The sequence below is a fragment of the Phenylobacterium sp. LH3H17 genome, assembly GCF_024298925.1.
Lineage (GTDB): Bacteria > Pseudomonadota > Alphaproteobacteria > Caulobacterales > Caulobacteraceae > Phenylobacterium.
The window spans coordinates 1,878,517-1,902,468 of sequence record NZ_CP101283.1 but is presented as its reverse complement, the minus strand read 5'-3'; the positions used below and the strand labels follow the sequence as shown (position 1 = coordinate 1,902,468).

General features: G+C 69.5%; 28 protein-coding genes and 1 pseudogene. 9 read left to right on the top strand and 20 right to left on the bottom strand.

From position 1 onward, the window contains the following. Position 1: 1 nt before the first annotated feature. On the bottom strand, positions 2-322 hold the full coding sequence (locus tag M9M90_RS09380) for a heavy metal-binding domain-containing protein (RefSeq protein WP_254836891.1): 321 nt from the start codon (positions 320-322) through the stop codon (positions 2-4). A gap of 59 nt (positions 323-381) precedes the next feature. Here M9M90_RS09380 and msrB point away from each other — a divergent pair, with 59 nt between their 5' ends. Both msrB and M9M90_RS09370 read left to right on the top strand, forming a co-directional pair. Continuing rightward, a complete protein-coding gene (gene msrB, locus M9M90_RS09375) occupies positions 382-873 on the top strand; it encodes a peptide-methionine (R)-S-oxide reductase MsrB (protein WP_254836890.1) in 492 nt (163 codons plus the stop codon). A gap of 67 nt (positions 874-940) precedes the next feature. Further along, a complete protein-coding gene (locus M9M90_RS09370) occupies positions 941-1,912 on the top strand; it encodes an SDR family oxidoreductase (protein WP_254836889.1) in 972 nt (323 codons plus the stop codon). Here M9M90_RS09370 and M9M90_RS09365 read toward each other — a convergent pair. The 5 genes and pseudogenes from M9M90_RS09365 to M9M90_RS09345 all read right to left on the bottom strand — a co-directional run bounded on the left by M9M90_RS09365 (position 1,909) and on the right by M9M90_RS09345 (position 6,917). Further along, positions 1,909-2,729 (bottom strand): annotated as a pseudogene (locus M9M90_RS09365) (aminoglycoside phosphotransferase family protein). The gene M9M90_RS09370 and the pseudogene M9M90_RS09365 sit on opposite strands and share 4 nt — an antisense overlap. 38 nt (positions 2,730-2,767) lie before the next feature. After that, positions 2,768-3,730: a BON domain-containing protein gene (locus M9M90_RS09360; protein ID WP_254836888.1), complete on the bottom strand. Its 963-nt coding sequence runs from the start codon at positions 3,728-3,730 to the stop codon at positions 2,768-2,770. A gap of 155 nt (positions 3,731-3,885) precedes the next feature. Then, positions 3,886-4,314 (bottom strand): hypothetical protein, encoded by a 429-nt coding sequence (locus M9M90_RS09355; protein WP_254836887.1) that lies wholly within the window; start codon positions 4,312-4,314, stop codon positions 3,886-3,888. Positions 4,315-4,434: 120 nt separating this feature from the next. Continuing rightward, on the bottom strand, positions 4,435-5,961 hold the full coding sequence (locus M9M90_RS09350) for an acyl-CoA carboxylase subunit beta (protein ID WP_254836886.1): 1,527 nt from the start codon (positions 5,959-5,961) through the stop codon (positions 4,435-4,437). A 68-nt stretch (positions 5,962-6,029) separates the two neighbouring features. Continuing rightward, positions 6,030-6,917 (bottom strand): LysR family transcriptional regulator, encoded by an 888-nt coding sequence (locus tag M9M90_RS09345; protein ID WP_254836885.1) that lies wholly within the window; start codon positions 6,915-6,917, stop codon positions 6,030-6,032. A 101-nt stretch (positions 6,918-7,018) separates the two neighbouring features. Here M9M90_RS09345 and M9M90_RS09340 point away from each other — a divergent pair, with 101 nt between their 5' ends. From M9M90_RS09340 to M9M90_RS09330, 3 genes are read left to right on the top strand one after another with little or no spacing between them, the layout of a single operon-like run. Next, positions 7,019-7,636, top strand: a complete 618-nt coding sequence (locus M9M90_RS09340; RefSeq protein ID WP_254836884.1) for a glutathione S-transferase — start codon at positions 7,019-7,021, stop codon at positions 7,634-7,636. A gap of 3 nt (positions 7,637-7,639) precedes the next feature. Then, positions 7,640-8,542, top strand: a complete 903-nt coding sequence (locus M9M90_RS09335) for a pyridoxamine 5'-phosphate oxidase family protein (protein WP_254836883.1) — start codon at positions 7,640-7,642, stop codon at positions 8,540-8,542. 5 nt (positions 8,543-8,547) lie between these two features. Continuing rightward, the gene (locus tag M9M90_RS09330) at positions 8,548-9,060 is read left to right on the top strand and encodes a GNAT family N-acetyltransferase (protein WP_254836882.1); all 513 of its coding nucleotides are present in this window, start codon (positions 8,548-8,550) and stop codon (positions 9,058-9,060) included. Here the strand turns inward: M9M90_RS09330 and M9M90_RS09325 are convergent. Continuing rightward, positions 9,057-9,782, bottom strand: coding sequence for an ATP12 family chaperone protein (locus M9M90_RS09325; RefSeq protein ID WP_254836881.1), 726 nt, complete (start codon positions 9,780-9,782; stop codon positions 9,057-9,059). The two genes, M9M90_RS09330 and M9M90_RS09325, sit on opposite strands and share 4 nt — an antisense overlap. A 66-nt stretch (positions 9,783-9,848) precedes the next feature. On the opposite strand from M9M90_RS09325, the gene M9M90_RS09320 reads away from it, so the two are divergent. Genes M9M90_RS09320 through M9M90_RS09310 form a run of 3 tightly spaced genes read left to right on the top strand, consistent with a single transcriptional unit; the run spans position 9,849 to position 12,787 of the window. Next, complete coding sequence (locus tag M9M90_RS09320) at positions 9,849-11,303, top strand: DUF1800 family protein (protein ID WP_254836880.1); 1,455 nt, start codon at positions 9,849-9,851, stop codon at positions 11,301-11,303. Next, the gene (locus M9M90_RS09315) at positions 11,300-12,547 is read left to right on the top strand and encodes a DUF1501 domain-containing protein (protein WP_254836879.1); all 1,248 of its coding nucleotides are present in this window, start codon (positions 11,300-11,302) and stop codon (positions 12,545-12,547) included. The genes M9M90_RS09320 and M9M90_RS09315 overlap by 4 nt, the downstream gene beginning before the upstream one ends. A 27-nt stretch (positions 12,548-12,574) precedes the next feature. Further along, positions 12,575-12,787: a hypothetical protein gene (locus M9M90_RS09310; protein WP_254836878.1), complete on the top strand. Its 213-nt coding sequence runs from the start codon at positions 12,575-12,577 to the stop codon at positions 12,785-12,787. 4 nt (positions 12,788-12,791) lie between these two features. On the opposite strand, the gene M9M90_RS09305 is transcribed toward M9M90_RS09310, so the two are convergent. Together M9M90_RS09305 and crcB are read right to left on the bottom strand one after the other, a co-directional pair. After that, positions 12,792-13,775, bottom strand: a complete 984-nt coding sequence (locus M9M90_RS09305) for an RluA family pseudouridine synthase (RefSeq protein ID WP_254836877.1) — start codon at positions 13,773-13,775, stop codon at positions 12,792-12,794. Further along, positions 13,772-14,155: a fluoride efflux transporter CrcB gene (gene crcB / locus M9M90_RS09300; RefSeq protein ID WP_254836876.1), complete on the bottom strand. Its 384-nt coding sequence runs from the start codon at positions 14,153-14,155 to the stop codon at positions 13,772-13,774. The genes M9M90_RS09305 and crcB overlap by 4 nt, the downstream gene beginning before the upstream one ends. An 80-nt stretch (positions 14,156-14,235) precedes the next feature. Between crcB and M9M90_RS09295 the strand changes: the two genes are divergently transcribed. Then, on the top strand, positions 14,236-15,021 hold the full coding sequence (locus tag M9M90_RS09295) for a hypothetical protein (protein ID WP_254836875.1): 786 nt from the start codon (positions 14,236-14,238) through the stop codon (positions 15,019-15,021). Here the strand turns inward: M9M90_RS09295 and M9M90_RS09290 are convergent. The 11 genes from M9M90_RS09290 to M9M90_RS09240 all read right to left on the bottom strand — a co-directional run bounded on the left by M9M90_RS09290 (position 15,018) and on the right by M9M90_RS09240 (position 23,854). Continuing rightward, positions 15,018-15,509, bottom strand: a complete 492-nt coding sequence (locus M9M90_RS09290; RefSeq protein ID WP_254836874.1) for a hypothetical protein — start codon at positions 15,507-15,509, stop codon at positions 15,018-15,020. The genes M9M90_RS09295 and M9M90_RS09290 overlap by 4 nt on opposite strands. Positions 15,510-15,584: 75 nt before the next feature. Then, on the bottom strand, positions 15,585-16,340 hold the full coding sequence (locus M9M90_RS09285) for an RluA family pseudouridine synthase (RefSeq protein WP_254836873.1): 756 nt from the start codon (positions 16,338-16,340) through the stop codon (positions 15,585-15,587). Next, the gene (locus tag M9M90_RS09280) at positions 16,337-17,638 is read right to left on the bottom strand and encodes a replication-associated recombination protein A (RefSeq protein WP_254836872.1); all 1,302 of its coding nucleotides are present in this window, start codon (positions 17,636-17,638) and stop codon (positions 16,337-16,339) included. The genes M9M90_RS09285 and M9M90_RS09280 overlap by 4 nt, the downstream gene beginning before the upstream one ends. A gap of 214 nt (positions 17,639-17,852) precedes the next feature. Continuing rightward, the gene (locus tag M9M90_RS09275; protein ID WP_254836871.1) at positions 17,853-19,271 is read right to left on the bottom strand and encodes a Do family serine endopeptidase; all 1,419 of its coding nucleotides are present in this window, start codon (positions 19,269-19,271) and stop codon (positions 17,853-17,855) included. A gap of 114 nt (positions 19,272-19,385) precedes the next feature. Beyond that, positions 19,386-20,291 (bottom strand): alpha/beta fold hydrolase, encoded by a 906-nt coding sequence (locus tag M9M90_RS09270; RefSeq protein ID WP_254836870.1) that lies wholly within the window; start codon positions 20,289-20,291, stop codon positions 19,386-19,388. Positions 20,292-20,380: 89 nt separating this feature from the next. Next, positions 20,381-21,637, bottom strand: coding sequence for a TCR/Tet family MFS transporter (locus M9M90_RS09265; protein ID WP_254836869.1), 1,257 nt, complete (start codon positions 21,635-21,637; stop codon positions 20,381-20,383). A gap of 52 nt (positions 21,638-21,689) precedes the next feature. Next, entirely contained in the window at positions 21,690-22,154 is a 465-nt protein-coding gene (locus M9M90_RS09260; protein WP_254836868.1) for an SRPBCC family protein, read from the bottom strand. Further along, the gene (locus M9M90_RS09255; protein ID WP_254836867.1) at positions 22,151-22,486 is read right to left on the bottom strand and encodes a helix-turn-helix transcriptional regulator; all 336 of its coding nucleotides are present in this window, start codon (positions 22,484-22,486) and stop codon (positions 22,151-22,153) included. The genes M9M90_RS09260 and M9M90_RS09255 overlap by 4 nt, the downstream gene beginning before the upstream one ends. After that, on the bottom strand, positions 22,483-22,926 hold the full coding sequence (locus M9M90_RS09250; RefSeq protein ID WP_254836866.1) for a VOC family protein: 444 nt from the start codon (positions 22,924-22,926) through the stop codon (positions 22,483-22,485). The genes M9M90_RS09255 and M9M90_RS09250 overlap by 4 nt, the downstream gene beginning before the upstream one ends. A gap of 11 nt (positions 22,927-22,937) precedes the next feature. Then, positions 22,938-23,381 (bottom strand): VOC family protein, encoded by a 444-nt coding sequence (locus tag M9M90_RS09245; protein ID WP_254836865.1) that lies wholly within the window; start codon positions 23,379-23,381, stop codon positions 22,938-22,940. A 2-nt stretch (positions 23,382-23,383) separates the two neighbouring features. After that, the gene (locus tag M9M90_RS09240; protein ID WP_254836864.1) at positions 23,384-23,854 is read right to left on the bottom strand and encodes a glyoxalase/bleomycin resistance/extradiol dioxygenase family protein; all 471 of its coding nucleotides are present in this window, start codon (positions 23,852-23,854) and stop codon (positions 23,384-23,386) included. Between the last annotated feature and the right edge of the window lie 98 nt (positions 23,855-23,952).

Sequence of the window (23,952 nt, the reverse complement as noted above, 5' to 3'; positions counted from 1 at the left end):
CCTAGCGCAGCTTCACGGCGGTGCCGGCGGCGGTCACCATCAGCATGCCGTTGTCGACGCCGAGGGTCTCATAGTCCAGGTCCACGCCCACCACGGCGTCGGCGCCCAGGCGCTGGGCCTCCTCGCACATCTCTCGGATCGAGATGTCGCGGGCCTCGCGCAGGGCCTTCTCATAGCCCCCGGCCCGGCCGCCGATGATGTTGGTGATGCCGGCGAACAGGTCGCGAAAGATATGGGCGCCGATGATGGCCTCTCCACTGACCACGCCGAGCGTCTCGGCGACCTCGCGGTTGGCGATGGTGGGGGTCGTGCTGGTGATCATGGCTGCATCCTCCGGCGGCGCACTTTCGTATCGAAGCCGGGCAACTTAGATTGGGACCCATGAGCACACCAGCCGCCTCCTCACCCACCGGATTCGACCTCACCGCCCCCGATGCGGCGGAACGCCAGGCCCTCGAGGCCGGCCTCAGCCGCGAGGAGGCCGAGGTGCTGCTGCACCACGGCACGGAGGCCGCCTTCTGCGGCGGCCTGCTCGATAACAAGGAGAACGGGGTCTATTGCTGCCGGCTCTGCGGCCTGCCGCTATTCCAGGCCAAGACCAAGTTCGAGAGCGGCACCGGCTGGCCCAGCTTCTTCGCCCCCTATGACGAAGCCCACGTGGTGGGCGTGCGCGACGTCAGCTACGGCATGGTCCGCATCGAGACCCGCTGCGCCCGCTGCGACAGCCACCAGGGCCACGTGTTCCCGGACGGGCCGCCGCCGACCCGTCTGCGCTACTGCATCAACTCGGTGTCGCTGGAGTTCGTGCAGAACGGCAAGCCCCTGCGCGATCCGCTGGAGCGGGGCGACAACGCCCACCTGACCCCGGCCTGATCCCCCTTGGCGGACTGCGGGGAAACCGCGCTAGACTCCCGGAAAACAACGCCAGGGAGGCGACGCCGTGAAGGACTTTGCAGGTAAGACCGCCGTGATCACCGGCGGCGGCACGGGGATGGGCCGCGAACTGGCCCGCCAGCTGGTCGCCGAGGGCTGCAATGTCGCCATGTGCGACGTCTCGGCCAAGGCCATGGCCGAAACCGTGCGGCTGATCGAGGCTGACGGCCCGCCCCAGGGCACCAAGGTCACGACCCATATCGCCGACGTCTCGCTGGAGGCCGCCCTCATCGCCTTCCGCGAGGAGCTGAAGGAACAGCAGCAGACTGACCGCATCCACCTGCTGTTCAATAATGCGGGCATCGCCGGCGGCGGCAGCATGGTCACCGACAGCCGCGCCGCCTGGGAGAAGACCTTCAATGTCTGCTGGGGCGGGGTCTATCTGGGAGTCCGCACCTTCCTGCCGATGCTGATGGCCGCCGACGAGGGGCACATCATCAACACGTCCAGCGTCAACGGCTTCTGGGCCACCATCGGCCCCAACACATCCCACACCTCCTACGCGGCGGCGAAGTTCGCGGTGAAGGGCTTCACCGAGGCCCTGATCACCGACCTGCGGCTGACCGCCCCGCACATCAAGTGTTCGGTGGTGATGCCGGGCCACATCGGCACCTCCATCGTCGCCAATTCCCGCAAGGTGCAGGCGGGAGTCGATTCCGACGAGATGTCGGCCGAGGACATCGCGGCGGCCCGCGCTCGGGCCGCGGCGGCCGGCATGGACATGACCGAGGTCAGCGACGACGCCATCCGCGCCCTCAGCGTGGAGGCCGCCCGCCGCTTCCTGGAGGACGCTCCCATGACCGCCGCCGCCGCCGCCAAGGTGATCCTGGACGGCGTCAAGGCTGAGCGCTGGCGCATCCTGGTGGGCGACGACGCCCACAAGCTGGATGAATGGGTGCGGCGCGATCCCGAGGCCGCCTACGAACCGAAGTTCTACCAGGACTTCGCCGCGGAGGTCGGCTGGCGGCTGGGCGGCTAGAGGCCGAGCTCGGCGGCGGCGATCTCGGCGATGGACAGCGCGGCCATCGCCTCGTCGCGGCCCTTAGCGGCTTCCAGGGTCCAACTCGCCGACAGGCCGGCATAGGCCAGGATCCACTGCAGCAGCCGGCAGGGTTCCTGGCCGGTGGTTTCGACAACCACTTCCGCCTGTCGGCGCAGCCGCTCCGGCGCCGCGGCGACCAGGGGATCGGGGTTGCAGAAGATGTTGGCGTAGTCGAAGCCGCGCTCGCCGATCAAGCCCTTCGGATCGATGGCAAGCCAGCCCTTCGGCCCGAAATCGAGCACGTTCTCATGGTGGATATCGCCGTGCAGGACCGTAACGTCGCACGGCGCATCCAGCAGGGCCTGCGCCGTCGCGTGGGCCAGGGCGAGTACTCCGCCGTGCCGGTCCGTCCCTGGTCCGAGCGCCGCGAACCATCGGCGCAGAGGGACCAGGCTCGCCGGAGGACTGGCGGCGCGCGGCGCGTGAAGCGCCATGGCCGCGCGACACAGAATCCTGGTGGCGGCGCCATCGTCAGACTTGGCCATCTCGACCAGGGACGCCCGCCCGTGGCCCGCTCCAACAGCAGGGCCTCGCCCTGGCGGGCGAGCACCGGCGCCGCGCCCTGCCCGTCCCACCATTCCATGAGCGCGCCGCCGGCCAGCTCCTCGGGCGCCGTGGCGAGCTTCAGCATCGCCGGCGCGCCCTCGCGGCGCACCGGCAGCAGCCGGCTCCCCGTGTAGGGGGTCGAGAAGGCCTCGCCGTCGGGAACCAGTTCCCAGCGGTCGAGCCAGGGCTGGAAGGCGAACCCCGTCACGCCGCCAATCTAGGAGCGAAACGCGAAGGGGAAAGCGGTCAGTTCGTGCGCTTGGTCGACGCCTCGCCCATCTGGGCGGCGCTGGCGCTGTCGCCGAACCCGCGGCCCGCGTCGGTCAGGGGATTGGCCTTCTGGACCCGCAGATTGTTCTGCACATGGGTCACGCCGGCCAGGTTCTCCACGACCCGCTCGGCCCGGTGCTTGGCCTCGCGTTCCACGACCGTGCCCGACAGCGTCACCTCGCCGGCCGAAACACTGATCACGATGCCGCTGGCGTCGACCCAGGGGTCATCGGTCAGCAGGTCGTGGACCTCCTCGCTGATCCGCTCGTCGGAGCGCTTGTAGCCGGTGGGTCCGCGGCCGCGATGGGCGGCCCGATGGGCCTCCCGCTCGGAGGGCCGGCGATCGTCATCCATTTCGCCGAACCACGAGGCCACCCGCTCGGACGCCCGCTCCCAGAAATTGCGGTCCCTGCCATCGTCGCGCCGGTCGTCGCGGCGGCTGTCATAGCGACCCTCGTCGTCGGGATGACGATCGCCATAGGCGACGCGATAGGCATGTTCATCGTCGCGCGATGGCCGCCGCTCGACCCGTGCCTGGCCGTATCCGTAGAAGCCACCGTAGGGGTTTGCGCCAACGCGGGCTTCAGGGCGATAGACCCGCTCACGCCCATCGTCGCCGTGGACCCGCCCGCCGCGCTCGCGATCGTCCTGCCCGCTATAGCCGGAATAGCCACCGGCGCCGTAGCGGGGTCCGGTGTAGTCCGCCCCGGTCTGGCGCTCGCCGAACACCGGGCCGCGCGTCTGGTCATCGCGCGTGTAACCGGACGGTGTCTGCGAGCCCTCCCGGCCGTAGCCGGACTGCGGCTGGAAGCTGCGATCGCCATAGTCCTGGGATCCATAGTCCTGGGCCCCGTACTCCCCGCGCCGGTATCGTTGCGCTCGTTCCTGCCGTTCGCGCCAGTCCAACGGTTCACGTTCGTCCGTCCAACGGTCCGCCATGGATCATTCTCCCTGTTCTGAAGGCTTGGTGAACCGACAACACCGGGCGCAACGGCCTGTTCCATAACGTTTTCGCGACGCTCGGCGTCTGAGCGCACAAGAAAAACCCCTCCGGAGGGACCGGAGGGGTGACGTGTGCGTGGTTGTCGGCCTGCCTAGCAGGCGTACTCGCGGCGAACGGTCATCCGGCGACCGGAATACGGGTCGTAGACCCGCTCGCGGGTGGTGCAGACGCGATAGCGCGGCTGGGCGTAGGCGTAGGGCTGTGCGTAGCCGTAAGGCTGGGCGTAGCCGTAGGAACTGCCGTACGAGTTGCCGTACCCATAGCCGTACTGGTTGCTGTAGCGGTTGTCATAGCGGTCGTAGCGCGACCTGTCGTTTCGGCTGGAGCTGCCCAGGGCGGCGCCCAGGGCAAGGCCGACGATGCCGGCGACGATGGCGGTCTCGGTCTTGTTGTTGTCGTTGTGACGGCGGTCGTATCGGTTGTCGTAGCGATAGGACTGCGCCTGGGCCGGAACCGCGGCGCCGGCGACAGCGCCGGCGACGGTGAGGGCCGCGACCGCGGCGGTAAGAGTCTTGTTCATCGTGACCTCCTTCCGGCGCGATCCAAAGGCGGGGGGCCGGGTTCAGGAGGCAGACTGGGCCCTGGCGGCTGAATGCAGCCTGAATGGGTTAACGGGCCTTGCGGTCATCCACCTCGCCGCTCAGAGCGGGATATTGTCGTGTTTTTTCCAGGGATTGGAGAGCTGCTTGCCGCGCAGGTTCTTGAGCGCGCGGGCGATGCGGCGTCGGGTGGCGTGGGGCATGATGACGTCGTCGATATAGCCGCGGGAGGCGGCGACGAAGGGGTTGGCGAAGCGGGCCTTGTAGTCGGCCTCGCGCAGCGCGATGGCCTCGGGGCTCTCGTTGCGGAAGATGATCTCCACGGCCCCCTTGGCCCCCATCACCGCGATCTCGGCGGTGGGCCAGGCATAGTTGACGTCGCCGCGGATGTGCTTGGAGCTCATCACGTCATAGGCCCCGCCATAAGCCTTGCGGGTGATCAGCGTGATCTTCGGCACCGTGGCCTCGGCATAGGCGAACAGCAGCTTGGCCCCATGGCGGATCAGCCCGCCCTGCTCCTGCCTGGTGCCCGGCATGAAGCCCGGCACGTCGACGAAGGTCACCAGCGGGACCTCGAAGGCGTCGCAGAACCGCACGAAGCGCGCGGCCTTGCGCGATGAATCGATGTCCAGCACCCCGGCCAGCACCTGCGGCTGGTTGGCGACCACGCCGACCGGCTGGCCGTCGATGCGCCCGAAGCCGCAGATGATGTTCTTGGCGAAGCCGTCGGCGATCTCGAAGAAGTCGGCCTCGTCCACCACCTTCAGGATCAGCTCCTTCATGTCGTAGGGCTTGTTGGGGTTGGCCGGGATCAGGGTGTCGAGGCTGGGCTCCTCGCGCAGCGGATCGTCGTAGCTCTGCCGCACCGGCGGCTTCTCACGGTTGGAGAGCGGCAGGAAGTCCACCAGCCGACGCACCTGGGTCAGGGCTTCCAGGTCGTTCTCGAAGGCCCCGTCGGCCACGCCGGACTTGATGGCGTGCACCCGGTAGCCGCCCAGCTCCTCGTGGGTCACCTCCTCGTGGGTCACGGTCCGGACCACGTCGGGGCCGGTGACGTACATGTAGCTGGTGTCCTTCACCATGAAGATGAAGTCGGTGATCGCCGGGGAATAGACGTCGCCGCCGGCGCAGGGACCCATGATCACGCTGATCTGCGGGATCACCCCTGAGGCCAGGGTGTTCTGCAGGAAGATGTCGGCATAGCCGGCCAGCCCGTCCACCCCTTCCTGGATCCGCGCCCCGCCAGCGTCGAACAGCCCGATGATCGGGGCGCCCACCTTCAGGGCCTGCTCCTGCACCTTGACGATCTTCTGGGCGTGGGCGTTCGACAACGACCCCCCGAACACCGTGAAGTCCTTGGAGAACACGAACACCAGCCGGCCGTTGATGTTGCCCCAGCCGGTCACCACCCCGTCGCCGGCCACCTTCTGCTCGGCCATCCCGAAGTCGCTCGCCCGGTGCTCGACGAACATGTCGAACTCCTCGAACGACCCTTCGTCCAGCAACAGGTCCAGCCGCTCGCGCGCCGTCAGCTTGCCCTTGGCGTGCTGCGACGCAATCCGACGCTCGCCGCCACCAAGACGCGCCTCGGCACGGCGGCGTTCGAGTTCTTCGAGGATCTGCTTCACGCCCGGCCTCCCGCAGTGGAGGCCAAGGGGTAGTCGGACGAATTGGCCGGCGCAACCATGTCGCGCGATCAGGGGCCAGGCCGGATCACCGCCAGGCCGCTCAAGGCCTCCACCGCATGATCCAGGAAGGCGCGGACCTTCCTCGAGACGTGGCGGCTGGGCGCCACCAGCTGCACCGGCAGGGGATCGGGCTCGAACCGCGGCAAGAGGCGCACCAAGGCCCCGGAGGCCAGATCCTCGGCCACCTGGTACGACAGCGGCCGGCCGATGCCGTGGCCGGCGCGCAGGGCGATCAGGGCGGCGTCGACCTCGTTGACGCTCAGCCGGGGCGTCAGCCGCACCGCCTGGTCACGGAACCGCCATTCCGTGCCGCCGGTCAGGACACCGGACAAGACGATCTCGTGATCGGTCAGATCGCTCGGCCTGGCCGGCGTCCCGCGCCGCGCCAGATAGGCCGGCGAGGCCACCAGGATGCGCCGCACCTCCCCCACCCTTCGCGCCACCAAGCCGGAATCTGCCAGGGCGCCGATCCGCAGGGCCAGGTCGATCTGGCCCTCGATCAGGTCGAGATTGCGGTCGTGCAGAACCAGGTCGACGCTGACCTGGGGGTGGAGGTCGAGGAAGCTCGCCACCACCGGCGTCAGGTGCCGGCGGCCGAACACCAGGGGCGCGGTGAGGGTGATCAGCCCCCGCAGCGGGCCGTCGTCCTCCGGGGCCAGCGCCTCCTCATAGGCCGCCAGCAGTCCGCGCGCCTTCTCCGCCAAGATGCGGCCTGCCTCGGTGGGGTTGAGCTTGCGGGTTGTGCGCTCGATCAGCCGCGCCCCGGCGCGGGCCTCCAGACCGGCTACGATCCGGGTCACGGCCGGGGGCGAGCGCCGCAGCTTGCGGGCGGCCGCAGCGAATCCGCCTGTTTCCAGCACGGCCACGAACACCGCGAGTTCATCCAGGCGATCCATCGCATCATTCCGAAAATTGGAATAGTCAATTGCCAATTAGCACCATTCACCCGGAATTCCGCAATGCCTAACCTGTCCGTCGCCATCCCACGGAGACGTCCATGTCCAAGATCCGCCTGCACGGAACACCGCTGTCCGGCCACGCCCATCGCGTAGAGCTCATGCTTCACATCCTCGGTCTCGATTTCGAGTTCCGGGAGGCCTCCGCCGCCGTTCGCGCCACGCCCGAATACGGCAAGCTCAATCCCCTGCGGCAGATTCCCGTGCTGGAGGATGGCGACCTGGTCCTGGCCGACTCCAACGCCATCCTGGTCTATCTCGCCAAGCGCTACGATCCGGACGGCTCCTGGCTGCTGAACGATCCGGTCGGAGCGGCGCGGATGCAGCGATGGCTTTCCATCGCCGCCGGCGAGGTCATGTACGGCCCGGCCACCGCGCGCATGGCCCTGCAATGGAACATGCCGGGCGACCCGGTCCGCGCCAAGGCGATCGCCGAACGGCTGCTGGCCTTCACGGACCAGCACCTGAAGGGCGCGACCTATCTCGCCGCCGACCACCCGACGATCGCTGACCTCGCCTGCTATTCCTACGTGGCCCATGCTCCGGAGGGCGCGATCCCCCTCGAGCCCTACTCCGCCGTCCGCGCCTGGCTGGCCCGTGTCGAGGGTCAGCCCTGGTTCAAGCCGCTGCCGGCCTCGCCGATCCCGGAACCGGCCTGAGCCATGGCCCCCGCCCCGTTCCATGCTGGCGAGCGTGAGGCCCAGCGCCGCGCGGGCCTGGAGGCCCCGCCGATCGGCGCCGGCATCCGCGATTTCATGCCGGATCAGCATCGGACCTTCTTCGAGGGTCTTGCCTATGTGTTCGTGGGAACGGTCGAGGCCGGCGGCTGGCCGGCGGCCACCCTGCTAACCGGTGCGCCCGGCTTCATCACGAGCCCCGACCAGCGGACCCTGCGGCTCGCCGTCCGCCCCGACCCGCAGGACCCTGCCCAGGCCCTGCTCCGGCCGGGCGCACCGGTGGGCCTGCTGGGCCTTGACCTCTCCAACCGCCGCCGTAACCGCGCCAACGGACGCCTCACCACCGTCGACGACGGGATTGCCGTCCATCTGGCCCAGAGTTTCGGCAACTGCCCGCAGTACATCCAGACCCGCGGTGTCGAGGCTGCACCCCGCACGCCCGGCCCGCTGGAGCGCTTCGTGGGCCTGGATGCGGACGCCCGCGCAACGGTCGCGGCGGCCGACACCTTCTTCGTCGCCACCCGCGCCGACGGCGAGAACGGCGGAGCCGACATCTCCCATCGCGGTGGGCGGCCGGGCTTCGTTCGCATCGAGGGCGACGTCCTGACCATCCCCGATTTCCGGGGCAACCGGTTCTTCAACACCCTGGGCAACCTGCTGACCGAACCCCGCGCGGCCCTGCTGTTCCCCGACTTTGAGACCGGCGACCTGACGCAACTCCAGGGCCGCACCGAGGTGCTCTGGGACCAGCGTGCGGGCCTGGAGGGGGCAGAGCGCCTGTGGCGTTTCACCGTCGAGCGCGGCTGGCGCCGTCGCGCGGCCGTCCCGCTGCGCTGGACATTCTGCGACTATTCGCCGACGACCTTGGCCACGGGAACCTGGGGCTAGGCGACATGAACGTGCGGCTGGAACCAGTCCTGCCCGAGCAGGAGCCGGTGCTGCAGAACCTGATGCAGCTCTACATTCACGACTTCTCGGAATTCTGGGCCGGGACGTCGAAGGGCGACCTGCAGGCCGATGGCCGCTTCGACCCCTATCCGCTTGCGGCCTACTGGACCGATCGGACGCGCAGCGCCTGGTTCATCCTGCGGAACGATCTCCTGGCGGGGTTCGCCCTGGTCAACGACCACGCCCATTCCGGCCAGGCCATCGACAACAGCGTCGCGGAGTTCTTCGTCCTGCGGAAGCATCGCGGATCGGGCGTCGCAGCGGCGGCCGCCCATCTGGTCTTCGCCACGCGGTCCGGTCTCTGGGAAGTCGCCGTGGCCCGGAAGAACACCGCCGCCCTGCGGTTCTGGCGCAAGGCTGTCGCCACGACGCCCGGTGCGACCGACACCCGTGAGATCGACGTCAGGACCCCGGCTTGGGACGGCCCGATCATCCTGTTCCGGCGGGACGGCGCCTAGCCCAGCGCCCGGAACCAGCGATCCAGCATCTTGGCTTCCTCGAAGAGCCGCGCGGTGCGTTCGGCGGCCTCTTCGTCGATCCCCCACTTCTCCTGCTGATAGGCTTCGTCCAGGCGGGAAAGCTCGTAGGCCTGCTCGCCGTTGAGCCAACCGCGCTGCAGGGCGAAGGCCAGGACCGCCGAGCCGAACAGCGAGGTTCCGAAGGCCAGACCCGCCAGGGCGAAATCGTCCAGCTCCAGGGCCAGCGCCTTCACACGCTCCAGGGTCTCGCCTGGCTGCGCGCGATGGAGGATGCCCATGGTGCGCAGGAAAACCAGCTCCAGCTCGCGGTCGGCGCGGTCCAGCACCGGGCCCCAGTGCTCCAGCTGACGCGCCGCCAGGGCCTCGGGCTCCTCGGCGTGGTAGCAGAGCAGGTCGGAGCCGGCGAAGTCGGCCACCTGCTGGGCGACACCGTCACGGGCCGGCGGGATCGCCTCCAGGGCGGTGAAGGCCAGGCGGGTGACGTGCATCTCCGCCAGCTCGATCACGTCGATCTGGGCGGTCCATTCGGCGGCCACCAGATCAGCGAGCGCCTGGGTCGGCAGGACCAGCACCCCGCCCTTGGGCGAGCGGACATTGCGCCCATCCAGCCTGACCTGGAACCCACCGGGCTCAGCGACGACCGAGACGTCCTTGTAGAACCGCCTGGGCTTATCGCCGGGCTCGTGAAATCCTTTTTTCAAACGCGCCTCCAACCGCCCGCGACGGAATTCCGCGGGTCGCCCCGTGCAATGGAGACGGAAGTGGAAATGCGCAAGGAGCCAGTTGTGGCCGACCGCGATCTGAGCGCCGCCATCGCCGTCACCCGCTTTGGCCTGGGCGCCAGGCCTGGGGAGATCGCCGCGGCCCGAGGCGATCCGAAAGGCTTCCTCTCCGCCCAGATCCGCCCCTCCGGCGCCGACCAGCCGAGGACCAATGGTGAGACCTCCGCCCAGCGCATCGCCGGCTTCCGCGTCTACCAGCAGGACAAGCGCGGGATGATACGCGCGGCGGGTGACGACACGCCGGTCGCCGACGCCCGCGATCCCGTCAAGATCGCCCAAAAGATGCTGCGCGACGACGTCGGCACGGACTTTCTGGCCCGAGCCCAGCTCGGCGCGGAGACAGAGGCGGGGTTCCGCGAGCGCTGGACCCTGTTCTGGGCCAACCATTTCACCGTCTCGGCCAACAAGCTCGTGACCGCCACCGTGGTCGGGCCGTTCGAGAACGAGGCCATCCGGCCGCACGTGTTCGGCCGCTTCGCCGACCTGCTGTCCACGGCGACCACCCATCCGGCCATGCTGCTCTATCTGGATCAGGCCCAGTCGATCGGGCCGGGCAGTCCGGCGGCGCAATACCTGTCGCGGCCCCGGCGCGGCGCGGGCGCCGGGTCGCCGTCGGCCGGGCGCAAGCCGGCGGGCCTGAACGAGAACCTCGCGCGGGAAATCCTCGAACTGCACACCGTCGGCGTCGACGGCGGTTACAGCCAGGCCGACGTCACCGAATTCGCCCGCGCCATGACCGGCCTCTCCGTCGGCGGTTTCCGCGAAGACCCTGAAATGCTGGGCCGTCCGGTGTTCCGCGCCGTCGCCCACGAGCCCGGCGCCCGCATGGTGATGGGCGTGCGATACGCCCCCGGCGGCAAGGAACAGGCCGGCGCGATCCTGACCGACCTCGCGCGCCACCCTGCCACCGCGCGCTTCATCTGCGCCAAGATCGCCCGGCACTTCGTGGCCGACGATCCGCCGCCGGCCCTGTTGCGTCGGCTGGAATACGCCTGGGCCGAGAGTAGCGGCGAACTCGACCACGTGGCGCGCGCGCTGATCGGCGCGCCCGAGTCCTGGGCGCCGCAGCCGGCCAAGTTCAAGACACCCTATGAGTTCATGATCTCCAGCTGGCGCGCGACAGGCGGCGCGCCTCGCGACATCGGCCGCCTGGCGCCGGTGCTGAACGCCATGGGCCAGAAGGCTTTTTCCGCGCCCTCCCCCAAGGGCTGGCCCGAGGAGACCGCCGCCTGGGCGACCCCCGCGGCGCTGGTCCAGCGGATGAGCTGGGCCCAGGCCTTCTCCGAGGCCATGGTGCGCGATCGTGACCCCAAGTCGCTGGCCGTCGAGGCCCTGGGGGCGCGGCTCTCGCCCGCCACGGCGACCGCAGTCGCCCGCGCCGAGTCCCGTGCCGAAGGCCTCGCCCTGCTGCTGATGAGCCCGGAGTTCCAACGCCGATGACCGCTCACCTCTCCCGCCGCCGGGCGATGCTGGCCGCCGCCGGACTCGGGCTCTCGGTCGACCTCCTGGCGCGCCCGGCCTTGGCGGCCACGGGCGACCTCGCCAACCGCAAGCTGGTGGTGGTGATCTGCCGGGGCGGACTGGACGGCCTCTCCCTCGCCCCACCGGTGGGCGATCCCGACTATCAGGCCCTGCGCGGGAGCCTGGCGCTCGGGGACGACGCCCTGGCCCTGGACGGCGCCTTCGCCCTGCATCCGGCGCTCAAATCGGTCCACGGCCTCGCCAAGGCCGGCCAGGCGCGGATCGCCCCGGCGGTCGCCACCCCGGACCGCGCCCGCTCGCATTTCGAGGCCCAGGACGTGCTGGAGACGGGGGCTGCGGTGGTCTACGGGACCTCCTCCGGCTGGCTGAACCGCGCCGTGGGCAGCCTGAACGCGCGGCGCAAGGTCGAGGCCCTGTCGGTGGGACCAACCGCCCCGCTGATCCTGCGCGGCCCGGCCCCGGCTTCCTCCTGGTCCCCTGGTCGCGGGATTGACGCCCAGGCGCGGCTGCCGAGCCTGCTTCAGGACCTCTACAAGGATGATCCGGTGCTAGGTCCGGCCCTGGCCCGCGGCCTGGCCACCGAGACCATGGCCCAGGCGGCGATAAGCGGTCCGGCCGGAGCTGGCGGAACGTCCGGCATGATGGCGTCAGCCCAGCCCGGCAGCATCGAAGGCTATCTTCGCCAGGGCCAAGAGGCGGCGCGCAAGCTGGGCGGGACCTTGGCCGGCTTCATGCGCGAGCCCGGCGGCCCGCAGATCGCCGCGCTCAGCCTCGACGGCTTCGACACCCACGCCAACCAGGGCGCGGCCAACGGCCAGCTGGCCAATCGCCTGGGCTATCTGGACGCGGTGCTGGACGGCCTCTACACGGGCCTCGGCTCCGAATGGAGCAACACCGTGGTGGTGGTCGCCACCGAATTCGGCCGCACGGCGCGGGTCAACGGCACAGGCGGCACCGACCACGGCACCGCCTCGACGGCGCTCATTCTCGGCGGCTCGCTGAAGCCCGGCGGGATCGTCGGTGACTGGCCCGGGCTGAAGACCGCCGCCCTCTACGAGAACCGCGACCTGGCCCCCTCCCTGGACATGCGCGCCCTGTTCAAGGGCGTGCTGGCCGACCACCTGGGCCTGGACCGCCGGGCGCTGGAGACCACGGTCTTCCCCGACAGCGCCGGCGCGCCGCCGGTGGCGGGGCTGGTCTAGGCCGCGGGCCTCGGCGATCCTTCGCCCATGGCCGACGAGATTCTGACCCCGCGCGACCTCAACCGCATCCTGCCGGCTCGCCAGATGCTGTTCGCGCGGGAGGCGATCTCGCCGGCGGCGGCGATCTCGCGGCTGTTCGCCATTCAGGCCCAGCTGCCGAGGGCTTCATTCATCGGCCTGTGGGCGCGGCCCACCTGGCGCAGGGAGGCCGAAGCGGCGGTGACGTTCGAGACGGCCTGAGCCCCTACTTCCGCCGTTTCTTGAACGGCTCCGGGTTCGCCTCGTGCTCGTCGAAGCCGAAGCGCTTGAAGCCGGCCTTCAGCTCCTTGCCGATGGGCGCCTCGAGGATCAGCGTGCCCCGCGACGGATGCGGCAGGGTCAGGCGTCGGGCGTGGAGCTGCAGCTTCAGGTCTCCCGACAGCTCGCGGGCCGCGTCGTTGGTGTATTTCGGATCGCCCAGGATCGGGTGGCCCATGGCCAGCATATGGGCGCGCAATTGGTGGGTCCGCCCGGTGTGGGGCCGCAGCGCCATCCAGGTCACCCGGTGCGCCGCGCGGCTGATGGTCACGAACTCGGTCTCGGCGGGATCGCCGTTAGGGTCCTTGGGATCGGTCGGCACCACCATCTCGCGGTCGCCGACCCCCTTCTTGACCAGGTGCAGCTCCATCACCCCCTCGGCGGGCTTCGGCGCGCCATGGACCAGGGCCCAGTAGGTCTTTTCCGCCCGGCGCCGGGCGAAGGAGCCCGCGAGCTTGGCCGCCGCCCCGGGGGTCTTGCCCAGCACCAGGACGCCGGAGGTGTCGCGGTCCAGGCGGTGGACCAGGCGTGGCCGTTCCAGACCCTCGCCCCAGGCGCTGAGCAGGCGGTCGATGTGCTTGAGCGTCTTGGTGCCGCCCTGGACGGCGAGGCCGGCGGGCTTGTTCAGCACCAACACCTCCTCGTCCTCGTAGAGCACCAGGGACTTGGCGAAGACCTTCTCCTTGGCGTCGAGGCCAGGCCCCTTGTCGCCGGGCTTGGGGGCGTCGGGCAGCGGCGGGACACGCACGGTCTCGCCGGCGGCCAAGCGCTGGTCGGGCTTGGCGCGGCCGCCATCGACGCGGATCTGACCCGAGCGGGCGAGCTTCTGGACCTGGATCTGGGAGACGTGCGGCCAGCGACGCCGGAACCAGCGGTCCAGCCGCACCCCGTCCTCGCCCGGATCGACCTGGATGTTGCGGACCTCCCTCACGCGAACACCCGTCGCGCCAGCAGGAGGCCCAGGAACAGGGCCGAGATCGACAGCAGCACCGAGGCGGTGGTGTAGGCGAAGGCCTGGCCGTAGAGGCGCTTCCCGATCATCAGCGCCGCCTCCAGCGAGAAGGCCGAGAACGTCGTGAAGCCGCCCAGCACCCCGACCCCGAGCAGCACGCGCAGCCGCTCCTGGTCCGCACCGCCGCGGTGGGCCAGGTAGCCCGCCAGCACGCCCATCAGCAGGCCGCCCAGGACATTGGCCGCGAAGGTCCCGAAGGGCCAGCCGGAGCCCCACAGCCGCAGGGCCTGCACCCCCAGGCCGTAGCGCGCCACCGCGCCCACCGCGCCGCCGGCGGCCACCAGAAGAACCTTTTCCATTCCGCCCTTATGCGACGTGATGTCGCTTCGGAGAAGCCCCCGCCCGCCATTCAACGCCTGGTTAAGCCACGGGCGTCATCATGCGGATCAGGTTCAGCTTTCCAGGTTCGGGGATGGTCGGGAATAACGCCTCTGCGCAAGAAGCGCCGCCCGAGCCCGTGCTCGCCGGTGGCTTTGCCACCTTCGTCACCGCCGAGAAGCAGACCCTTGGGATCGACTTCCTGGTCGAGGACCTCGTGCACTTGCGTCATCAGGCCGTCGCCGCGCGCCGGCTGGAGCCGGTGGTCACCCATCTGAAGAGCGGCGTGGTCATCCCCGCCCGCGCCTTTGCCAGGCTCTCCGACGACGACGTGGAGACCATCGACAAGGCCACTACCGAGTTCGCCGCCACCCTGGTCGGGCCCGACGGCGCTTCGGCCCTGCCGGTGATCCTGCCCTTCTCGTTCCGCACGGCTTCGGGCCGCAGGGGCCGCAGCCATCTGGCGAACGCCACCGAGGGCTCGGCCGCGGCCTTGAAAAAGCGCGTCATCGTCGAGTTGATCGACATCGACCGGGGCACGCCAACCGGTCGCCTGACCGAGGTGGCGGGCCTCCTGAACGCTGTGTGCCGTAGCGTCTTCGCCCGGCTTCAGCCCAGCCGGGACGTGGTCTTTCCGGTGCGCGACGCCCGTTTGCAAGGCGTCACCCTGGACGGTTCGGACCTGGCGACCTCAGACGGCGAGGCCGCCGGCCAGTTGCTGGAGTTCGCCGAACAGGCGCGCGGCCTCTCCCCCCTGCTGGTGGCGCAAGGGCTCCCCGACGAGGGCTATCTGTCGGTGGCCGAGGTGGCGGGTTTCACCCACGGGGCCCTGCGGGTTCCGGCCTAGGTCCGGGCTCCGAGATTTCGGCGAATCTCGCGGGCGTCATAGGCGTCACGATCGTTCGGACGCGGCCCCTTGCCCATCAACACCTCGATGGTCTGGGCCACCGACGGTCCGCCGCCGAGATTGAAGCTGGTGCCGAGCCCGATCCCGACGCCGCTGCGGTGATAGCCGCCGCTGCCGCCGCCAGCCCCGATGGAGACCCGCGGGCCGCTGTCGGATCCGGCCTGCATGGTCACGCGATCGGCGACGCGGAACCAGTCAAAGCCCTCGGCGATGGCCAGGTCGGCGGCGCGCAGCAGGGCGTAGTCGGACACCTGTGCGATCGGCGCGCCCGGTCCGCCGCGGAAGGTGATGCGGTAGCGGCCGGGCTCGATGCGGTACTCCGAGAAGCCGATTGCGTTCGGACCCGAGGCCGGCGCGTAGACCGTAGGAGCCGTGGCGCAGCCGCCCAGAAGGGCGCAGGCGGCCAGCAGGACAAGGGCTCGTTTCATCTCGGGGATCCTCCGCAAGCTATTGGACTTGCAAACCTTGTCGGAAGAACGGCCCAGCTCGGACGGGCGTTCCGTCTAGAGGCCCAGCGCGGCGATCAGGCCGGCCATGTCGGCCGGGACGTCCGCCTCGATCTGTTTGGTCCCGCCCTCGGGATGGGGGAAAGCGAGCGTCTTGGCGTGCAGCATCAGCCGCGGGACCGGCAGGCCCGCCACGGCCAGCGCCCCGCCATAGCGCGCATCCCCGGCGATGGGGCGTCCGATGGAGGCCAGGTGCACCCGGATCTGGTGCATGCGGCCGGTCTCCGGCGCCAGTTCCAGCAACGCCGCCGCCGGGCCCTTCGATACGGTCCGAAAGCGGGTGCGCGCCGTCTCGGCGTCGGGATGGTCGGCCTCGCAGACCCGCATATAGGCCTCGCGGCCTTGCTCGTCGCGGCGCAGCGGAGCCTCGATCGACCCCTGCGCCGGCTCGGGCGCTCCGGGCGTGACAATGGCCCGATAGGTTTTCGAAAAACGCCGTCCCATCATATGCTTGCCGAGGAAACCTGCGGCGGGTTTGGTCTTGGCGGTGAGGATCACGCCGGAGGTGTCGCGGTCCAGGCGGTGGATCAGCCGGGGCCGCGCCTTGCCAGGCTTGGCGAAGGCCCAGAGCATCTCATCCAGGGTATGGACCTGGCCGCGCCCACCCTGGCTGGAGAGGCCCGACGGCTTGTTCAGCGCCAGGATCTGGGCGTCCTCATAGATCACCAGGCCGCGGACAAAGGCGATCTCCTCGGCGCTGAGCGAGACCGGGGTGTCGCCGGGCCTGGGCTTGGGTTGCAGGCGCGGCCTCACCCCTTGCGGTTCCGCTGCTCGGCCCAGCGCTCCAGTCGCTCCTTGATCCGCGCCTCGTTCCCGTCGCCCTTGGGCTGGTAGAAGGTCTGCCGCGCCATGCCGTCCGGGAAGTAGTTCTGGCCCGAGAAACCGCCCTCGACGTCGTGGTCGTAGGCGTAGCCCTTGCCGTAGCCCAGGTCCTTCATCAGCTTGGTGGGCGCGTTGCGGATATGGGCCGGGGGCATCAGCGAGCCGGTCTCCTTGGCCGCGCGCTGGGCGGCCTTGAAGGCCGTGTAGACCGCGTTGGACTTGGGCGCAGCCGCCAGGTGGATCACCAGCTGGGCCAGCGCGATCTCCCCCTCCGGCGAGCCCAGGAAGTCGTAGGTGTCCTTCGCCGCGTTGGCGAGCACCAGGGACATGGGATCGGCCTCGCCGATGTCCTCGGCCGCCGCGCGGATCAGCCGCCGGGCCACGAACAGCGGGTCCTCCCCGCCGGCCAACATCCGCGCCAGCCAATAGAGCGCCGCGTCGGGGTCTGAGCCTCGGATGGACTTATGCAGGGCCGAGATGAGGTTGTAGTGCTCTTCGCGGTCCTTGTCGTAGGCCGGGCTGCGCTTCTGCAGCACTTCGCCCAGCTGTTTGGTCGACAATGGCTTGGCCGAGCCGATGTTGAGCAGGGTCTCGGCCAGGGTCAGCAGGTAGCGCCCGTCGCCGTCGGCGAGCGCGATCAGGGCGTGGCGCGCCTCGTCCTCCAGCGGCAGCTTGCGGCCCTCATGGACCTCGGCCTTGTCCAGCAGCAGGGCCAGGGCCTCGTCGTCCAGGCGCTTCAGCACATAGACCTGGGCGCGGCTGAGAAGCGCCCCGTTCAGCTCAAAGGACGGGTTCTCGGTGGTGGCCCCCACCAGGGTGACGATCCCCTCCTCCACGAAGGGCAGGAAGCCGTCCTGCTGGGCGCGGTTGAAGCGGTGGATTTCATCGACGAACAGCAGGGTGGCCTGGCCGGCCGAACGGCGCATCTTGGCCTGCTCGAAGGCCTTCTTCAGGTCGGCGACCCCGGAGAACACCGCCGAGAGTTGCTGGAACTCGTACCCCGCCTCCTTGGCCAGCAGTCGGGCGATGGTGGTCTTGCCGGTGCCCGGCGGGCCCCAGAGGATCATCGAGGCCAGTCGCTTGGCCTCCGCCATGCGGCGGATCGGACCCTCGGGACCCAGCAGGTGGTCCTGCCCCACCACCTCGTCCAGCCGCTGCGGCCGCAGACGGTCGGCGAGCGGGGATGGGGCGTGGGGCGTCATCCCCGCGGCTTCGAAGAGATCGGCCATGAGGCTGTTCTAGCAAAAGCCGCCGCCGGCCGTGAACGCATTCCGACCGACGCAGCCGTTCAAGTTGCTCCCCCTCTGGGGGAGCTGTCAGCGAAGCTGACTGAGGGGGACTTTGACTCTTGCTTGCGGGCTTCAGCCCCCTCCGTCACGTCGCGAAGAGGCGACGCGCCACCTCCCCCATACGCGCTACGCGCTGGGGGAGGATCTGGGGCGCCTAGGTCCGGAAATTGCCCGTGATCTCCTGGCCGCCGCGCTCGATGGTCACCTGCCACTGGTTGCCCGCGCCGGTGTTGAGGACGCCCATCATCTCGCGCACGGTGCCCACCTCGCGCCCATTGATCTTCTTGACCAGGTCGCCAGGTCGCAGGCCGGCGTTCATCGCAAAGCCACGGCTGATATTGGTCACCAGCACGCCGCGACCCAGGAACGGATCGAGGCCCAGCTCGCCGGCCACCGCCGGCGACAGGTTCACCACCGTGGCGCCGTCGAACGGATTGCGGCCGGAGATCAGCTGCTGGTCCTTGGCGGGGGTGGCGGGCGGCGCCTCGGCCCGCAGTGTCAGGATTTCCTCCCGTGCTCCCCGCCGCACGCCGAGTTTCAGGCTGTCGCCGGGACGGCGCGACGACACCGCGTAGGACACCGCCGCGGCGTCCACCGCCGGGCGGCCGTCCACCGAGACGATCACATCACCCTGGCGCAGGCCGGCGCGGGCCGCGGGTCCGTTCGGCCAGATGTCGGCCACCAGCGCGCCCTGGGGCGTGGAAAGCCCCATGCTGCGGGCGATTTCGCCGGTCACGGTCTGGGTGCGCGCGCCCAGCCAGGGGCGGATCACCGCCACACCGCCGCCGGCCGCGGTCTCAACCACCCGGCGCACGATGGCCGCCGGCACGGCGAAGCCAACGCCGGACGAGGTGCCGGAGCGTGAGAGGATGAAGCTGTTCACCCCGATCAGGTCGCCGTCCATGTCGACCAGGGCGCCGCCGGAATTGCCCGGATTGATCGCCGCGTCGGTCTGGATATAGGCGTTGGCCGTGTCGCCATTGGGATCGGTGGTGCGATTGAGCGCCGAGATGATGCCGTTGGTCACGGTCTGGCCGACGCCGAAGGGATCGCCGATGGCCAGCACCAGGTCGCCGACCTGGGCCTCGCCGCTGTCGTCGATGGCCAGGACGGGCAGACGCTCATTGCCTACGTCGATCTTCAGGATGGCCAGGTCGGTGCGCGGGTCGGCCAGCAGCACCCGGGCGGTGAATTCCCGGCGGTCGGCCAGCGCCACGGTGATCTCCTGGCCGCCTTCCACCACATGGTTGTTGGTGACGATCACGCCGTCGGCGCGGACGATGACGCCCGAACCCAGCGAACCTTGGATACGTTCGCGCGGCGCGCCCATGCCGAACATCTCCCAGAACGGGTCGGCTCGTTGGCGGACCAGCCGCTTGGACGAGATGTTCACCACGGCGGGCGCGGCGCGCTTCACCACGGGAGCGAAGGACGACTTCATGGTCAGGGCGTCGCCCGGCGCCGCGCGGGTCGGCTGGGCCAGGGGTGGAACCTGGGCGGTCGACTTGGCCACGGGGTCCGAGCAGGCCGCGAGGAGGGCCAGGACGGGGATCAGGACGCGGTAGGCGCGCATGCGGTCTCCAGACAGTCTAGGTCGCCCGGCCTTGACGGAGTTTTCGGGCGCAATGATGGCCCGATGTAGGCGCGCGGCCGCCTTGAGGGAACCTCAGGCGCGATTCAGGCCCGCCTACGACGTGGCCGCGTCGGCGTCCGCCAGGAACCGCTCCAAGATTTGCGCGAAGCGATCCGGCTGGTCGATGAACACCGTGTGGGCGGCGTTCTCCACCACCTCGATCCGGCCATCCGGCAGGAGTTTGAGTCCGTCGCGCTGGGCCTGCAGCTCCGGCGATGAGGCCGAGGCGACGATCAGGGTCGGCCGGTCCAGCTTCTTGAGCGCCGGTGTCAGGTCGGCGCCGTAGAGGTCGGCGACCAGGGCGGCGGAGCCGATGGCGGTGGGGACGGCGGCGATATCGGCCGCCAGACGATCGGTCTGCGCCTTGTCGAGCGGGCGGCTGATGATCGCCCCCAACATGCCGCGGGCGTAGGCCTCCGGCTGGGCGGCGTAGATGCTGAGCAGGCGCAGCGTCCGGGCCGCCGTCTGGGGATCGCTCAGGACCGCCCCCGAGCCCGACGAGACCGCCGCATCCACCAGCACGGCGCCGGCCAGCTTCCGCGTGCCGAAGCCGTCCACATAGGCCGCCACGTCCTGCACCCCCTGAGACCAGCCCACCAGATAGACCTCTTCGAGGCCGAGCTGGGTCAGCAGCGCGTCCAGGTCACGGGCGCGCTGGCTGGGCGTCATGCCCTGGGCCGTGACGGTGGAACGGCCCTGGGAGCGCGGATCAAAGGAAACCACCCGCCGGGTCCTGGCCAAACGCTGCGCCTGGTCGCGCCAGATGTCGGCGGTGAAGCCCCAGCCGGTGATCAGCACCACAGGCGGCCTGGCGTTCCGCGGCCCCTCGTCGATGACCCGCAGGCTGACCTCGGGCGTCACCGGCAGCATGCGTTCGTCGGCCGCCGCGGCCGTGGTGAGCGTGCAGGACGCCGCCAAGGCCATGATCGCGCGGCCTAGGCCGCGGGGAAACTTCGACATGTCGCCATCTTCCGGTGGATGGCGTCGACCCTCTCAGCAGCCGGCCAGGACGCGCAAGCCCGTGGCGCAAATGTAGCTGCGGAGCAACCTCAGGCCGGGGCGCGGACGGTCTCGGGCGCCCGCCCCATCTTGAGCGCCAGAAGGAAGGCCAGGACCAGCAGACTGCTCGCCAGATAGATGGCCAGGCCCGGCTGATGCATCACCCCGGAGTGGCGGATCGACCAGGCGAAGGTCAGGCCGAACACGATGGGGCCTATCACCGAGGCGATCCCCTGCAGGCTCTGGTTGGCGCCCTGCAGCTGGCCCTGGGCCGAAGGCCCGACCCGCCGCGTCATCAGCCCCTGAAGGCCCGGCTGCAGGAAGTTCATCAGAGCGAAGACCGGGATCCCGGCGATGTAAACCCAGCCATTGGGCGCGAAACCGTAGATGGCGAAACCGATCGCGCCGGCCATGGCCCCCAGGAGCAGGGCTCCGCGCTCGCCGATCCTGGCCACCACGGGGCCGATCAGCAGCATCTGGACGAGGACGCCGGCCAGGCCGGTGCCCATCATGGTCAGGCCCATGAAGCCCGGGGTCCAGCCGTAGCGATAGCCCGTATAGAGCACGAAGATCGACGGCAGGACGGTGTGGGCGAGCTGGAACAGGAAGCCGATGCTGGCCAACCCCAGCAGGTCGCGGTGCGAACGCAGGAAGACCAGCGAGCCAACGGGATTGGCGCGCCGCCAGTCGAACTTGGCCACCCGGCGCTCGACCGGCAGCGACTCTGGCAGAACGAAGAAGCCGTACAGCCAGTTGATCGCCGTCAGCCCCGCGGCGACGAAGAACGGCAGGCGCAGATCGATATCGCCCAGGAATCCGCCAAGGGCCGGGCCGACCAAGAAGCCAAAGGAGAAGGCCGAACCCATCCAGCCGAAGGCCTTGGCCCGCTGGTCGGGCGGGGTGACGTCGGCCACATAGGCGTTGGCGGTGGAGAAGCTGGCCGCGGTAAGGCCGTTGATCACCCGGCCCACGAACAGCCAGGCCAGGGTCGGCGCGAGCGCCATAAACAGGAAGTCGATCGCCAGGCCGGCGAGCGAGATCAGCAGGATCGGCCGGCGTCCGAAACGGTCGGACAGCATGCCCAGGATCGGGCCGCAGAACAGCTGCATCAGGCCCCAGACCGTGGCGAAGACCACGTTCCACTCGGAGGCCGCGGCCGTGTCGCCGCCGGTGAATTCCTTGATCAGGTTCGGCAGAACCGGGATCATGATGCCGAACGACACGGCGTTGATAACCGCGGCGATGAAGATGAAGCGGAAGGCGTGCGTCCATTGACGGCCGGCGGGCTCTACGGGCTGGTCGGACATGGCTTCTCTCCCGGCGACACTCTGAAACAAAGCAAGAACTGACGCAACGTGGTTACGCCGACCTGTCGCGATAGGAGACGAGCAGAACCTGCCACCACTCGGCCAGCCGCATCAGCAGGGCCTCGTTGGGGAAGCCGTGGCGGGCCGCGCCCTCGGGCACCTGGTCGAAGCCGCGATGCTCGACGCAGACCCGCGTTTCCGCCCCGACCGCCTCAAAGCGCACCTCGACCTCTGTGTGAAGTTCCAGCGGGAAGTTCGCCTGCCGCCAGGTGAATTGCAGTCGTACGGGCGGCTCCCATGCCGTGATCCTGCCGATCTCGAACACCTTCCCACTTGCCAGGGTCTCGGTCAGCCGACCGCCCTGCCCCGGCTCGAAGGCCAGCAGGCCGGGCGCGCGCGGCGTGGTCTGGAACAGGCCGTTGGGCCGCCACCAGGCGCCGATCTCCTCGACGAAGGCGGCGAAGGCGCGTTCCGGCGTCGCCTTGACCCGAAGCGAGACGAAGACCTTCGATGTCACGCGTCACGCTCGACATGGGCCTTGAAGGCGGCGAGCTGCTCCGTCCACAGCCTTTCGCTCTCCTCCAGCCAGCGCAGCAGGTGGACCATGGGTTGCGGCCTCAGGGCATAGATGCGCACCCGCGCATCGAACTCGGGATGGCTTTCCTCGACCAGACCGCTCTCGCGCAGGGTGCGCAGATGACGGCTCATGGCCGGCGGCGCGAGGCCCAGCTCGCGAGCCAGCTCACCGGCCTGGCGCGGACGCCTGGCCAGCAGGTCGACCACCCGTCGGCGGTTGGGGTCGGCCAGCGCCGCCAGGGTCCGGTCCAGGTGAGCGGGGGCGGCGCTCATATCCAGCCGGTGATCTTCAGGCCGCTGGCGGCCTCGGCCTCTTCGCGGCTGACCACCGCGACGGTCTGGGAGACGCTCCAGATGTGGCCCTCGGGGTCGCGGCAACGATAGGTGCGATCGCCATAGAACTGGGTCGCGGGTTCGGCGTCGATCACCGCGCCCGCCGCCTTGGCGCGGGCGAAATGGGCCTCGATGTCGGTGTCGATCTGGATGCTGACGGTCTGGGTGTTCTTGCCGCCGACCGATCTGGGGCTCTTGTGGTCGTCGCTCCACTCCTGGCCGATCATCACGTAGTCGTCGCCAAAGGTCATCTGCGAGTGTGCGACATTGCCCTCGGCATCCTCCAGCAGCATGGAAAGCTCGAATCCGAAGGCCTCTTCCAACCACTTCAGGGCGGCCTTGGGATCCTGGTAGAACAGGGCGGACCGGAAGCCGGCCATGAGTCTCTCCTCTAGCTGGTGATCTGGTGGCCGGTGGCCTGGGACATTTCCTCAGGCGTCATGACCTTGAGCGTCTGGCCGAACGACCAGGGATGATCCTCGATGTCGCGGCAGGTGAACACCCGGTCGCCATAGGGCTGGTCGGCGGGCTCGCGTTCGACCTTGGCGCCCAGGCCTCGCGCGATCTCGCAGCGCTCGTCCAGCCCGTCCTGGAGCTGCACATGGACCGACTGGGTCGACCGGCCCCCGAAGGCCGCGGGGCTGACCGCGCTGCCCTTGGGCGGGCCAACCACCATGATATAGCCGTCGCCCAGGCGCAGCTCGGAGTGGATCACGCCGCCCTGTCCGTCATCGACGATCATCCGGGTCTCGAAGCCGAATGCCTGTTCCAGCCAGGCGATCGCCGCGCGCGGGTCGCGGTACCACAGCAGGGGCCCGATGGTGGGAACGTCCATGCTCATGCCTCCTTCAGGGAATTGCGCACCTTCAGGCCGGTGATCTGCGTCATGGTTTCGGCGGAGACTTCGCGCACCTCTTGGCGAAAGCACCAGACATGGCCCTCCGGATCCAGCGCGCGATAGGTCCGCGCGCCGTAGAACTGATCCTCGGGCGGCTGGATGATCCGCGCGCCGGCCTCCCGGGCGCGGGCGTGATGGTCGTCGAGGCCCTGGGGTAGCGCCACCCACATGAATTGAGTGCAGGCGCCCGCCGTCTGCGGGCTGCGCATCTTGATCCCGCCCGGCAGCTCCCACTCCCCGCCGATCCCGATGTTGCAGCCGCGGAAGCTCATCTCCGCGTGGCCGACCTGGCCGGCGTCGTCGGTGAGCAGCAGGACGGTCTCGAAACCGAAGGCCTGCTCCAGCCAATGCAGGGCCGCCATTGGGTCCTTGTAGAAGGCCGTGGCGGTGATCGCCGCTTTCTCAGCCATGACGTTATCCTTGCCGTTTCCGACAATATTTAACGCATACTGCAATTATATCGTCAAGCGCCTTGCCGAGATGGCCAGGGCCGCAAAGCAAAAGCCCC